This window comes from Bacillus sp. PSXD-155 (genome assembly GCF_049310765.1).
Lineage (GTDB): Bacteria > Bacillota > Bacilli > Bacillales > Bacillaceae_G > Bacillus_A > Bacillus_A cereus.
In genome coordinates this window covers 1-12,306 of the sequence record NZ_JBMOWC010000001.1, presented here as the reverse complement: position 1 = coordinate 12,306, position 12,306 = coordinate 1, and the positions used below count along the sequence as shown (strand labels likewise).

The window sequence follows — 12,306 nt, the reverse complement described above, 5'->3', positions numbered from 1 at the left end:
AGTTTACCGCCCGTTAGAACGGGATCAGTATCTAGTATATTTGAAAATCCTACACCCCCCTCAATTGTAGTTTTCTTTATGCTAGTTATGATATGGATGCAGTGGACAATATTTGTCTACTGCTTTTTTTAGTTATTAAGAATGAATATTCTGTATTTTATTGTTGGTTCATTTATCCAGCTATTTTCCAGGCAGTAAGACTCCCGCCTAAAAATTCGGCTAAAGCAAAGAAGTTAGACGGGAGATACACTGCCCGTAAACGCCTAGTTGGTGAAGGCTAATAATCAGTGGGGATGAACAAAATTTCCCACTGATTAAAGTTTCACTTTATAATAAATAGTAACATTTCGTATACACACAAAACGTGATCGTGAAATGAAGAAAAAATTAGTGGAAAGGAGTGCCAGCATGTTTCATACAGAACGTTTACAAATTCGCAAATATACAATGGATGATTTACAGTTCTACGCTTCACTATGGGGGAACGAGAAGGTAATGCGTTATATTGGAAATGGGACGTTAAAAACATATATGCAGTGTAAAAAAAGTCTGGAGGAATGGGTGATTCCTAGCTATAAAAACGGTCTCGGTTTATTTGTATTGATTGAAAAGGAAATGGGAACAAGAATTGGTCATGCAGGGCTGGTAAAGCAGAAGATAGATGGAAAAGAGGAAATTGAAATTGGTTATTGGTTACTTCCTCAGTATTGGGGAAAAGGGTATGCAAAAGAAGCAGCGGCAGCATTTCGTGACTACGGTTTCCAAGCATTACGAATGAATAAATTAATTTCTCTTATTAATCCGAATCATCCCGCCTCAATATTTGTTGCTAGAAAAACCGGGCTCAGCTATGAGAAAACAACGTCATTTCATGGAATCGATGTTCTAGTTTATTCTATTAAGCGTGTTGGATGAAAAAATTACTTTTTTAAAGGTAAATTGCATTTTTTGAAGAATGGTATATGAAAATAAAGGGAGGGATTACATGTACATTTATCATAATGGACTTATTATTCGTGAGGGAACGAGTAGCGTACCAGCATATGCAATTAAAGCTTTGTTTGAAGATGCCGGTTGGAGTAATGATAATATCCCTTCTTGGCAAATTGAAAAATTTACGATAGCATTCGAAAATTCAACATGGGCTTTCACAATTTGGGATGAGGAAGAGATGGTTGCGATGGTTAGAGTCATTTCTGATGGAATTATGATTGCGAACATAGTAAATTTAGTTGTGAAGTGTGAATATAGAGGGAAGGGATTAGGTAAGAAGCTTGTAGCTCTTTGCCTGCAAAAACTTCCCCACGGTGATTGGTTTGCGCATACATCAGCGAACAATTTTGATTTTTATAGAAGTTGTGGATTTGAAGTTAGAGAGCTATCAAGAAATGGAACATGTGCGTATTATGGATACCAAGTCGCGAAAAGAGATGGTCACCGATAAATGAATGGAAAGTAAAAAAGTATAGCGAGGTAATTTTGAGACTTTTGATAATAGAGAATGGATTGAGGCTCGTTTTATGCTAAAATAAAAGAAAATTCTGTTTATTATTAGGGGGATAAAAATGAGTGTAAAAGCTGGGGATGTATTTAAATATGAAAGAAGATTTACTGAGGAAGAAGTTTTTGAATTTGCAAATATTACCGGTGATAAAGGTAGACACCATGTGGAATACGATGAAAATGGAAGATTAATGGTTCATGGTTTATTGACTGCTAGCATTGGAACGAAAGTGGGAGAAGAGTTACATTACATAGCAAGAGAATTAGTAAGTGAGTTTATTAGACCAGTTTTCACAGGAGATACGATCACTTGTGAACTAACTTTAACAAATGTTGAGCAAATGGAAGGCTATAAAAAAGTTTCAATCGAGTCAGTTTATCGCAATCAGCATGAAAAGACTGTACTAGTTGGGACAAGTTATGGAATTATAAGGGGATAAAAAAGAAGCCTGTTTAACAGGCTTCTTTTTTTTTGTTATTTAATAAACACGTTTTCGATTTTCCGCATAACTAGAGATGAGTAATAATGCAGTTTCTTCTCCTATATTACGAACAATATGAGGAACGCATGCATTCCATGAGAAAGAATCACCTTCTTCTACAATTGCAATATCTTCACCGTGCTGAACTTCTAGTTTTCCGCGTAATACAAGGTGACATTCTTCCCCTTCATGGGCATTTGGTGAGTTTTCTTTCGGGAATCCAGTAGGGATTTCTACTAAAGATAGGCGAAGGCCCCCTTGCTCCGCAACATGTTCAATTCTTTGCTCATCTTTGCCGTATACACTGTATTTCCGTTCTTCTTTTTTGACAATTTTTAATCGATCTTTTTGCTCTAACAATAAATAGGGAAGGGGAACGTTTAAAAAATTGGAGATCGTTTCTAAAGTTGAGATAGATGGTGATGTTTTATTATTTTCAACCTGACTCATAAATCCTTTAGAAAGACCTGTTCCCTCGCAAATTTGTGCAATTGTTATGCCTCTACGTTGACGAATTTCACGTATTGCAGAACCAATATTCATAAAATCAAGCTCCTTTTTGTAAACAACTATTTGTATCATAGCAAAAAAAATATATTTTTTCCCAGTGAAAATGAATTGACGAATAAAAAAAATTAGTGTATGTTTTGTAATGTAAATAAAAGTTTTGTATAAGAAAACTATAAAGGAGAGAATGAAATGAATCAACATATTGGTAACTTAATTATTCGTATCGTGTTAGGGGTAACATTCTTCATGCACGGTTTAACAAAATTCCAATCAGGAATTGACAATATTGCAGGATGGTTTACAAGTATTGGTTTACCAGGAGGACTTGCATACGGTGTAGCAACGTTTGAATTAGTTGGAGGTCTATTATTAATTCTAGGTTTAGGTGTAAGATATATTGGATTATTATTTGCACTTGTTATGGTTGGAGCAATCGTAAAAGTGAAATGGTCAGCTGGTTTATTGGGAGATGGAAAAAATCCTGGTTTCGAATTAGAACTTGCATTATTAGCAATGGGTGCATACTTATTTGTTGCAAAAGCTGATGGCTTTGTAGATAATTTCTTAAAAGAAAAAATGTCAAAGAAGAACTAATTTAAATGGGGGGGCTAACAAGATGAGTTTTCAACTTCATCCCGATACAACACTTGATGTTGTTCATTTATACGTATCTAATGTAAAGAAATCACTAGAGTTTTATACGGAAGTACTAAGTATGAAGGTGCTAAGAGAAGAAGAAGCAGTCGTTACATTTGGGAATGAAAATGATGAACCACTTCTTATCATTGAAGAAAAGAAAGAAGCTTTTCCGAAGCAAAGAGGAAGAACAGGGTTATATCATTACGCAATTTTATTACCAAGTAGACAGGATTTAGCGAATGTTCTTCGTCATCTTGTAGAGATGGTATATCCACTACATGGCGGAGCCGATCATTACTTTAGTGAAGCTCTTTATTTAGCTGATCCAGATGGAAACGGGATTGAAATTTATCATGATCGACAAAAAGAAGTTTGGCGTGATGAGAATGGAGAACTCCCATTTGTTAGTAACCCGTTAGCTGGTGAAGAATTATTACAGCAAGGAAGTACATGGAATGGCTTTCCAGCTGGTACTGTGATGGGGCATATTCATTTTCATGTAGCTGATTTAGAGGAAGCGAAACGTTTCTATGTTGATGGTCTTGGTTTTGAAGTAACGATTCCATCTCGTAATGGAGCATTGTTCGTATCTGCAGGTGGTTATCATCACCATATCGGTTTAAATACATGGCAAGGTGAAGGGGTACCACCGCAAATGCCAGGTTCTGTTGGTTTGAAATATTTCACAGTTGTACTAGCGAATGAAAAACAAAAAGAGCAAGTATGTGAAAGCTTAAAAAATATTGGCAAGATTGCTACGTACAAAGATGGAATATTACAAGTCGAGGATCCATTTGGACATTGTATCCATTTCAAAATAAAAGGAGAAGCCTAAAAAGGCTTCTCCTTTTATTTTCTTATAATTGCTTTTTCGTTTTGTAAAAATAGTTCATCAAATTGTTTTGCAAGCTCAAAATCTAGTTTCGTTAAACCTTTTGCATTCCAAGATGACAAAGTAATAATAACTGCTTTATACTGGATAAGGATAAATGGATGGTGATTATGTTCTTCTGATAGTTTGGCGGCTTCAGAGACAAATTCGACTCCTTTTAAGTAGTCGGAAAACATATATTTTCGTTCAATCCATTTCTCATCTTTTACCATCCATTTATCTACCTTCAATAATTCTTCGTGAACTTCTTCTTCAGTTAATCTTAGCATCATTTTTCACATCCTTTACTGGAAGTAACGCAAGACCATTGTTAATAAGGCGTGTTACAGCTTCGTCAGTTGTGAAAGTAGAAAGTTGATGTAGTAATGCTGCCGATGTTTCATGCCCTTTGTTATGCTCTAAAAGTAACTCTAATACTTCAAGGCGCAGCAACCATTCTTTCGCATAAAATTTATTTAATACTTCTTGAATTGCTACTAATTGATCGATATGCGCGTCGTGTAAAATCCCCTCACTTCGAATATCTCGAACTGTTTGATACATACGTTCAAGTTCATTCAGTACAAGTGGAGCAGGAATTTCGTGAACTTCTTCATCCATTGGGAAAAATGCTGCGGCATCTGCGGCACCTGGGAATACTGAAGTGATTTGTGAGCCAACAGCCATATCAAATGCGCCCCATGAAGCATCAAATAAAACGCGGGCGTTATAAGTAACTGTGCAATCGATAAAGGAAATAAGAGCAATTTTCTTATCGTTTTTTACAATATCTGTTACTGTTCCTTTTACATGAATACCACTTGCAAAAGTAAACTCAGCGATAGTTCCAATTGTAATTCCTAATGATTGTAGTTGTTCGTCTGTACAATTTTCTAATGCAATATTTTCAGTGAGTAATCCAATCGGTGTTCCAAATCCGTCACTGTGTACAGAATTAGAATGATTTGCTAACTGTTTATTATGAAGCGCTAATGCCGTTGGCGAATTTGTTCGCATGTAAATTAATTCACCTGCATCGTTTTCAATTGTCTCGCTAAATGTACCTGTAATTTGTAATCCACTATTTAGCTCAGCTGTTGCATAGTTCTCAGAGCGAATTGCTTTTTCTAAACCTTCTTTTCCACCTGTTTTAAAGGCCATTGTTTTAGAAAATGTTTCAAGCGCATCTGTTAATTCTTCAAAGGATTCACAAACAAATAGTTGTGGTTGCATTTTTGTTACGTCATAAGTTGTCCCTATACATGCTTCGATAGAAAATGGAACCTTTTCTACAGCGTCTGTTAAGCAATGTTTGCTTTCGCCAACAGAAGAAAGGAGACCAGCACCATATATCTTTGGATCATCTATATTTCCGATCAATCCATATTCTACTGTCCACCAGAAAAGACGTGAAATTTGTTCAGCTTCTGATAAACCAGAAACTAAGTTTTGTTTTTCAATTACAGCATTTTCAGCAGCCTTAACTTCATCAGGAGTAGAAGTAGGGCTTTCTTTCACTATCGTTAATGTACGAACAGCTTCAAATGCATCATGTTCTTCTTTTGTAGAGAAAGCTTTTGCACCAATTTGCCCAAAACGTTTCACATATTTTGCATATGTAGGATCAAGTAAAATCGGTGCGTGTCCTGCGGCTTCGTGTACGATATCTGGAGCTGGTGTGTACTCGATATTTTCTACTTTCCGAATATCTGTTGCGATCGGTAGTAATCCGTGTCCTTGAAAATCGAAGAATGCTACGCCGGGAATAAGTCCGTCAATCGTTACAGCGCCCCAGCCACTTGGTGCCAAACACTCATTCATTTCTTCTACTTTTGGAATTGCATCTATATTAATACCAGATGATTGTAGTCCGTTCACATAGGCTGGATGAGCAACGTCTTTTAAGAAGCTATGATTCTGTCTCATAATGTAACGCCACACAGCGTGATTCACCGGTGTGTATTGATCATAATGTTGTGTGGATACGAATGGTTTTAAATGCGATGGAATTTCTGTTTTCTTTGTCATTTAGACATCCTCCTTTTTTTCTATAAAATTGAATATCGATTTCGTATAGCTTGTATCACCTCCCTTCATTATTTGTAAGCGCTTATAAAATTTTATCATAAGATTCGGAATTATTTAACATCTGTTTCTGTGAGAAATAGAAAAAGCCCCTATCGGAAAATCCGATAGGGGCGAAAGAATCGCGGTACCACCCTATTTGTAAGTGAAAATATACTTACATCTCAATTAATGATAACGGAAAAATTCCGTCTTTTCCTTCATGCATAAAAGCACTACGAAAAAGAAGCTCCAGAATTGTAATTCATACTTATATATGTGCTAATTTCCACCGACCATTAGCTCTCTGTAACAGGGATATAAGATACTACTGCGATTCTTTCAACGCGTATATATGAAATTGTGTAAGAGGATGGACGCAAAAAAGTCCCTATCGGAAAATCCGATAGGGACGATAAAAATCGCGGTACCACCCTATTTGTAAACAACTAATTGTTTACCACTCACTTTACGATAACGGAAAGATCCGTCTTTCTCTTCATGCATAAAAAGCATTACGGGAAAGAAGCTCCAGAATTGTAATTCACGCTTGTATATGTACTGATTCGCACCAACCATCAGTTCTCTGAGACAGTGATATAAGTCGCTACTAGTATTCCTTCAAAGCCGATATATAATTCGTTCAACTAAACTATGTTTTGTATTATAAAACTATATTAAAAAAATTGTCAACAAAAATTTTTTATCCCGTGTTAATGAGCAGTAAAATTCCTACCTCAAAATTCGGTTGGAGCAAAGAAGTGAGATGGGAGATTAACTGCCCGTAACTCCCGATTGGTGAAGGGTAATAATCAGTGGGGATGAACGAAATCTCTACTGATTAAAGTTTCACTTTATTTCACTTCTAAATTAACAGTTAAATTAGAGGTATTGCCAGCTGCATCAGTTGCTACAATGTGAATAGTATTTTTTCCTTCTTGTAATTGAGTACGATCGAAATAAATGTCATAGCTTTTATCCCAAGGGTTCAGGAATGCCTGGTCCCATACACCATTTCCGTTAATTTCATATTGCATTCTCACTGGAATACCAGGTGCTATCCAACCAGATTCTGACATCCAATCTAGTAGAATATCATCAACTTTTCCTCTAATTACGAGATTTTCTTGGTCAACTTCGTATGTTAACTTAGGTGCAGTTCGATCAAGAAATACAGCAGCTGTTTGTTTTGTTTCTCCGCCAGAATTAGAAGCAACTGCTTCGATTTGATATAGCCCGTCAGCTAAAGGAGTTCCATCGGTTTTTGTACCATTCCATTTGAAAGGTTTGTATCCAGGAGTTGCATTTTTAGCTTGATGGATAATCCCTTGATACGTTACACGTTCTTTCGTAACTAAATTTGCATGCAATGTTACATCATCCACAGGCGCAACTAAATAGTAGTTGATGAGATTATCATCTAGTACGTGGTCGCCATTTGGGCTAAAAGTAGAATTAATAATTTCAAGTCCATCGATACGTTTATAATCTTTAGGATCGATACTAAATGTGAATGGAATTCGAATTTCTTCTTTTGCCCCTTGTTCTTTTACATATACATTTCCAGTATACACACCTTGTGGTAGTGAGCTATCTACAGTGATAGTAAATGGTTTTTCGGTACTACTATTCGGTTGAATGCTAATCGATGAAGGGACAGAAGCTTTTACTTTTGTGTTTGTGTTTGCATCTAGTAACTCCACACGAGTTGAAAAACTTTTCTTTTTACTAGAAAGGTTTTGTAATGTAACATTTTGCGTCAGTTTTACTTTTCCGCTATTTGGCTTAATAAGACCAAAGCTGACATTGTTAGGTTTTACTAATACATTTGTTTGAGCTGCTTTCGGAATGTTAATTAAACCTGATCCTTGTGCCATAACAGGGTATGTATTTTCATTGACATCATGTAATGTTTTTGCATTGTTAGCAAGAGCCGCTTTCAATTGTTCTGTCGTCCAATCAGGATGCATTTGACGCAAGAGGGCAACCGCTCCAGCTACTTGCGGAGCAGCCATACTTGTTCCGTTATGCGATTCATAGCCGCCTCGCGGTACTGTACTAGTAATTTGTACTCCAGGTGCAACAACATCAGGCTTTATTAGCCAACTTCCTTGTGATGGTCCTCTTGAACTAAAGTTACCGATAAGTTCTGTTTGCTTTGGTTGTCCAATTTTTATATTTTTCTTTCGTTTTGTAATTAAAGTTTTTAATTCTTCCCCATTTGTATTTGATAATTGCATTACTGGGACAGCTAGATGTTCACGTGAAAAATATTCCGGCATCATATTCATTTCTTTTTCGCTAGAGATTAATAACACACCAAGCGCCCCAGCTTGCTTCGCTTGTTCTGCTTTTACTAATGTACTAGAAGTACCTTGTAAAATAAGTGCGAATTTCCCTTTCACATCTTGTTTTGCATAATCACTTGGATTGCCATAACCAACGTATACAAGAGGGGAATCATTTCCTATTGGAAAATCGGATTTTGATAACGGTAACCCTTGATATGTTTTGCTGGAACCAGCTACTTGGAATGTTGGAAACGGGATAGAAACCGTAGATGCTCCAACAGAAATGACACTACTTGCGTTACCGGGAGCATCAACAGACCAAGGTTTTGGTCCGTCATTTCCATTTGAAACGACAGTAGTAACACCAAGTTTCGCTGCTCGTTCTAACGTTAATGTTACAGGCTGATCAGGTACATTTAAATCCTGCCCAAGGGAGAGGTTTAACACATCTGCACCATCTTGAATCGCTCGCTCAATCCCTTGGATAATATCATCTGTTGTACCAGTTCCACCGTCATTCATTACACGATAGGCTAGAATAGAAGCGTTTGGAGCAACGCCTTTAATTTGTCCATTACCCGCAATAATTCCAGCTACATGAGTACCATGTACGTTACCATCCATTGGATCGCTATCTTCATCAACCGTGTCATATCCACCGATATAATTTGCCTTTAAGTCAGGGTGTGTATAGTCTACGCCAGAGTCGATAATGGCTACTTTCATGCCTTTTCCATCAAGCGGTTTGCCAGATGGATCTTTTAAATTCCACGCTTCAGGTGCACCAATTGTCGGTCCACCGATATTTGGTGCTTCTTCGTTAGTAGTACTTTTTGATGTTTCATGCAATTTATATGTTAAGTTCGGATAGACTGCTTTTACTTCAGGTAAAGAGGCAAGAGAGGTAATTTGATCTCCAGGAACTGAAATAGAGAATCCGGAAAATAACGTATTATACACTTCTTTAATTTTTGCACCAGGTGCTTTTTCTTTTATTTTCTTAGTCGTATCTTCTTGTGCTTTTTTTAGCTCAGCATGATAAGACTGCGCATTACTATTTTGTAAATCTGGAGCATGCTGAATATTACTTTGAGCAGCGAGAGGTGCATGTTGCAATTCTACAATTACTGATATTTCTTTTGTTGTTTTCGTTTCAACATTTTGAGCAATTTTATGTTCTCCCCACTGTTCAATCGTTGTTTTTAATTGTGGACTAAATTGCTTCTCCTTTTGTAGTGATTCAGCATGAGTGCTTAAAGCTCCAAAACTAGAAAAGACAAGCGCCATGCTTAATAGTGTAGATGTAGTTTTTTTCATTGATACTCCCCCTAATAAAAAGTGCCAATATTCAGAAATGGAATCTTACATTTTAGTTAGAACTTATAAATATAAATGTTGGCTAAACTATACTTTCGACATAATTCATACCAATCCTCTATGAATTGAAAATTTCTTGGGGAATTTTTTCTGATTATGTCGAATCGATATTTTTCACATATTGTAGGAAGAAAGTGAGGAATGCTATGAGGGAAATGGAGTGATGGTATGAAAAGGCTAATAGTAAGTGGTAGTGTAGTGTTGTTTATGTTTTTATGTTCTATCGCTATTACTAGCGCAGAAAATAATAGTGTGAAAGTTGCTTTTATTCGTCATCATAACCTTTGGATTAAAGTTGATGGGAAAGAAAAACAACTTACAAAAGGAGAGAACATAACAGGGCCAAAGTGGTCACATGATGGAGAATGGCTGGCATATGTAAAAGGGGAGAAACAAAATATTCTTGAGTTATATCGGCTGAAAGATGGAAAGAAAGTTACGCCGTTTCACTCAGAAGCATCGAATTATCAATGGTCACCAACAGAAAATATAATTGCATTTATATTTACAGGTACATTGAATACATTTGATGTAGAAAAAAAGAATGCAGATTTTGAAAATGTATCGGCTGGTGTGGGTGATTATGCATGGTATCCTGATGGAAAGAACTTTCTTGTATCCTCTGAAGCGCACTTACTTCCAACAGGATGGACAGGGGCTCAGCTATATGAAGTGCAAAAAGATGCACATATGAATCCTCACAAAATGAAGCATTTGTATGCATTGCCAAATGAACATGATGATTTTCTAGCGCTAGTAGCAAGTGGCTTTAAGTGGTCACCAGATCAAAAGTGGATTTCATTTTTAGCGATACCGACAGCTTCATGGTCAGCTGATAGTAATACGCTTTGCTTAGTTCGAGCAGATGGTAGTCGGTTTGAAATAGTAGATCAAATGCTATTAAATACAGAATGGTTCAAATGGGCGCCATCAAAAAACATATTGGCTTATATTGAGGGAAGCGGGAGAGTTGCATTAGAGAATAAACATTTAAAAATAAAAGAACTGCCAGCACTCCAGCAGCAAACATTTACGCCGAAAGGATATGTGGATTGGGATTTTACATGGAAGAACGATAATGTAATTATCGTTTCACGAGCAAAAGAGGGAGGGTTTGAAACTCTGCCAGAAAAAAGGCCATTCCCATCTTTATATGAGATAAATAGCACAAGCGATAAACAATATCAAATTACAAAGTCATCTAATAAGCAAGGCGATTATCATCCAATTTTCATGAAGAAGAGCAATCAATTAATATGGATACGTTCAGATCGTAAGAAAGCTAATATATGGATAGCTCATAGTGATGGAAAACATGAAAAAAAGTGGATTGAAAATGTAGATATACCAGAGTGGTATTATGAGAAATGGAATTGGGAAAATGTTATCTCGGTGAAAGAAGAATAAAAAACTGCCTAAAAGATCGTTTTAGGCAGTTTTTTACTGTTATTTATGTGTTTTATTTGGCTTTTTTTTCGCTGGGTTTCCGTTCCCTTGGCGCTTTCTATTTTGTTCATCTTTTGCTTGTTTTTCATGTAGTGTATCTAAAAATTCATTCGAGTTACTCATGTTTATATCTCTCCTTTCATTTTGTCATGATTACTATAACCATTTAGGAGGATAATCATGAGTTAGAAGTTAGGCACTTAATTTTCTTCGATAATGTAAGTAAAATATTCCATACATAACAAATAGCATGAGTAAAACTTGTAACTCTACATTTGCCTTTAAAATAGCTGCGATAGGGTCTGGTAAGTACGGTGAGTTATCATTTGTGCTTAAACCTAACCATTTATTTAAGAGGCTAATGGTACAAAACATAAAAACACCGGACCAGTGAAGTGAACCCCGAAAACGGGACACCTATCAAAACACCTAAACCACTTGTTCCCTAAATTCTTTAGGGGATAGGTGGTTTAATTTTTCTTGAATTCGCACACAATTGTAGTAATGAATGTATTCTAGCACAATCTTTCGCACAGTTGTGTTGGATACTTTTGTTATCTCTTGTGAATAGAAAGCTTCACTTTTTAAATGACTAAAGAAGCTTTCCATGACGGCATTATCATGGCAATTTCCTCTCCGGGACATGCTGGTGATAATGCCGTTTTCTTTGGCATATGCTTGAAATTCCTTCGCTGTATAAATACTTCCTTGATCTGAGTGAAGAAGGACATCTTTTACTTTTCGCCCTCTCATTGCTTGTTTTAATGTCTTCATTGCTAATGGCAGTGCTTGGGACTCGCTGATGACATAACTAATAATTTCACGATTAAAGGCATCCATAATCGTTGATAAATACAAGGTACGCTCTCCAAATAATAGATATGTCACATCCGTAAACCACTTTTCATTTGGTGCGGATGCATCGAATTGGCGTTCCAATCGATGAGGCGCTACTACTGGCTCCGCACCACTGATATATTTCTTTTTCTTTCGACGAACTTTTGAGAGAATCTGATTTTGTCTCATGATTCGTAATACTTTTTTATGATTCACACACAGTCCCATTTTCCGAAGAGTTGCGGTCACTCTTCGATATCCATATCGTAATTTATGCCGAAGACAA

The 12,306-nt window shown here is 36.5% G+C and carries 12 protein-coding genes, 1 pseudogene and 2 other annotated features; of the genes and pseudogenes, 6 read left to right on the top strand and 7 right to left on the bottom strand.

Annotated features, from left to right (window positions below; translation table 11 throughout):
• The first annotated feature begins 375 nt into the window (after window positions 1–375).
• The 3 genes from ACO6VI_RS00065 to ACO6VI_RS00055 all read left to right on the top strand — a co-directional run bounded on the left by ACO6VI_RS00065 (window position 376) and on the right by ACO6VI_RS00055 (window position 1,943).
• Complete coding sequence (locus ACO6VI_RS00065; RefSeq protein WP_003271719.1) at window positions 376–915, top strand: GNAT family N-acetyltransferase; 540 nt, start codon at window positions 376–378, stop codon at window positions 913–915.
• Between the two features lie 70 nt (window positions 916–985).
• On the top strand, window positions 986–1,444 hold the full coding sequence (locus ACO6VI_RS00060; RefSeq protein WP_000276127.1) for a GNAT family N-acetyltransferase: 459 nt from the start codon (window positions 986–988) through the stop codon (window positions 1,442–1,444).
• 121 nt (window positions 1,445–1,565) lie between these two features.
• Window positions 1,566–1,943, top strand: coding sequence for a MaoC/PaaZ C-terminal domain-containing protein (locus tag ACO6VI_RS00055; protein WP_000111564.1), 378 nt, complete (start codon window positions 1,566–1,568; stop codon window positions 1,941–1,943).
• Between the two features lie 39 nt (window positions 1,944–1,982).
• On the opposite strand, the gene ACO6VI_RS00050 is transcribed toward ACO6VI_RS00055, so the two are convergent.
• A complete protein-coding gene (locus ACO6VI_RS00050; protein ID WP_001020693.1) occupies window positions 1,983–2,528 on the bottom strand; it encodes a helix-turn-helix domain-containing protein in 546 nt (181 codons plus the stop codon).
• A gap of 156 nt (window positions 2,529–2,684) precedes the next feature.
• Between ACO6VI_RS00050 and ACO6VI_RS00045 the strand changes: the two genes are divergently transcribed.
• Together ACO6VI_RS00045 and ACO6VI_RS00040 are read left to right on the top strand one after the other, a co-directional pair.
• Entirely contained in the window at window positions 2,685–3,089 is a 405-nt protein-coding gene (locus ACO6VI_RS00045) for a DoxX family protein (protein WP_001071553.1), read from the top strand.
• Between the two features lie 22 nt (window positions 3,090–3,111).
• The gene (locus tag ACO6VI_RS00040) at window positions 3,112–3,969 is read left to right on the top strand and encodes a VOC family protein (protein ID WP_000009849.1); all 858 of its coding nucleotides are present in this window, start codon (window positions 3,112–3,114) and stop codon (window positions 3,967–3,969) included.
• 14 nt (window positions 3,970–3,983) lie between these two features.
• Here the strand turns inward: ACO6VI_RS00040 and ACO6VI_RS00035 are convergent, their stop codons facing one another.
• From ACO6VI_RS00035 to ACO6VI_RS00025, 3 genes are all read right to left on the bottom strand, one after another.
• Window positions 3,984–4,298, bottom strand: a complete 315-nt coding sequence (locus ACO6VI_RS00035) for a 4a-hydroxytetrahydrobiopterin dehydratase (RefSeq protein ID WP_000979537.1) — start codon at window positions 4,296–4,298, stop codon at window positions 3,984–3,986.
• On the bottom strand, window positions 4,279–6,033 hold the full coding sequence (locus ACO6VI_RS00030; RefSeq protein WP_000163185.1) for an aromatic amino acid hydroxylase: 1,755 nt from the start codon (window positions 6,031–6,033) through the stop codon (window positions 4,279–4,281). Before ACO6VI_RS00030 ends, ACO6VI_RS00035 begins: the two co-directional genes overlap by 20 nt.
• Before the next feature lie 163 nt (window positions 6,034–6,196).
• Window positions 6,197–6,424: a binding site (T-box leader), on the bottom strand.
• A gap of 50 nt (window positions 6,425–6,474) precedes the next feature.
• Window positions 6,475–6,703 (bottom strand) — a binding site (T-box leader).
• 220 nt (window positions 6,704–6,923) lie between these two features.
• Window positions 6,924–9,677, bottom strand: a complete 2,754-nt coding sequence (locus ACO6VI_RS00025) for a S8 family peptidase (protein WP_000754184.1) — start codon at window positions 9,675–9,677, stop codon at window positions 6,924–6,926.
• A 228-nt stretch (window positions 9,678–9,905) separates the two neighbouring features.
• On the opposite strand from ACO6VI_RS00025, the gene ACO6VI_RS00020 reads away from it, so the two are divergent.
• Window positions 9,906–11,144 carry a TolB family protein gene (locus ACO6VI_RS00020; protein WP_000825717.1) on the top strand — a complete coding sequence of 413 codons (1,239 nt, stop codon included), beginning with the start codon at window positions 9,906–9,908 and terminating at the stop codon, window positions 11,142–11,144.
• 39 nt (window positions 11,145–11,183) lie between these two features.
• On the opposite strand, the gene ACO6VI_RS00015 is transcribed toward ACO6VI_RS00020, so the two are convergent.
• The 3 genes and pseudogenes from ACO6VI_RS00015 to ACO6VI_RS00005 form a co-directional block, all read right to left on the bottom strand.
• Entirely contained in the window at window positions 11,184–11,306 is a 123-nt protein-coding gene (locus ACO6VI_RS00015; RefSeq protein WP_000071866.1) for a DUF4023 domain-containing protein, read from the bottom strand.
• Between the two features lie 69 nt (window positions 11,307–11,375).
• Window positions 11,376–11,573, bottom strand: a pseudogene (locus tag ACO6VI_RS00010) (phosphoglycerate mutase); the annotation flags it as partial.
• Window positions 11,574–11,612: 39 nt separating this feature from the next.
• Window positions 11,613–12,306: IS3 family transposase (locus ACO6VI_RS00005; protein ID WP_422422957.1), on the bottom strand; the 694-nt coding region annotated here is incomplete at its 5' end.

What these genes read in the sequence shown, in the direction of transcription:
- ACO6VI_RS00055 (WP_000111564.1), top strand. Translation starts at nt 1,566, where the DNA reads ATGAGTGTAAAAGCTGGGGATGTATTTAAATATGAAAGAAGATTTACT.
- ACO6VI_RS00060 (WP_000276127.1), top strand. Translation starts at nt 986, where the DNA reads ATGTACATTTATCATAATGGACTTATTATTCGTGAGGGAACGAGTAGC.
- ACO6VI_RS00015 (WP_000071866.1), bottom strand. Translation starts at nt 11,306, where the DNA reads ATGAGTAACTCGAATGAATTTTTAGATACACTACATGAAAAACAAGCA.
- ACO6VI_RS00045 (WP_001071553.1), top strand. Translation starts at nt 2,685, where the DNA reads ATGAATCAACATATTGGTAACTTAATTATTCGTATCGTGTTAGGGGTA.
- ACO6VI_RS00025 (WP_000754184.1), bottom strand. Translation starts at nt 9,677, where the DNA reads ATGAAAAAAACTACATCTACACTATTAAGCATGGCGCTTGTCTTTTCT.
- ACO6VI_RS00020 (WP_000825717.1), top strand. Translation starts at nt 9,906, where the DNA reads ATGAAAAGGCTAATAGTAAGTGGTAGTGTAGTGTTGTTTATGTTTTTA.
- ACO6VI_RS00050 (WP_001020693.1), bottom strand. Translation starts at nt 2,528, where the DNA reads ATGAATATTGGTTCTGCAATACGTGAAATTCGTCAACGTAGAGGCATA.
- ACO6VI_RS00030 (WP_000163185.1), bottom strand. Translation starts at nt 6,033, where the DNA reads ATGACAAAGAAAACAGAAATTCCATCGCATTTAAAACCATTCGTATCC.
- ACO6VI_RS00065 (WP_003271719.1), top strand. Translation starts at nt 376, where the DNA reads ATGAAGAAAAAATTAGTGGAAAGGAGTGCCAGCATGTTTCATACAGAA.
- ACO6VI_RS00040 (WP_000009849.1), top strand. Translation starts at nt 3,112, where the DNA reads ATGAGTTTTCAACTTCATCCCGATACAACACTTGATGTTGTTCATTTA.
- ACO6VI_RS00035 (WP_000979537.1), bottom strand. Translation starts at nt 4,298, where the DNA reads ATGATGCTAAGATTAACTGAAGAAGAAGTTCACGAAGAATTATTGAAG.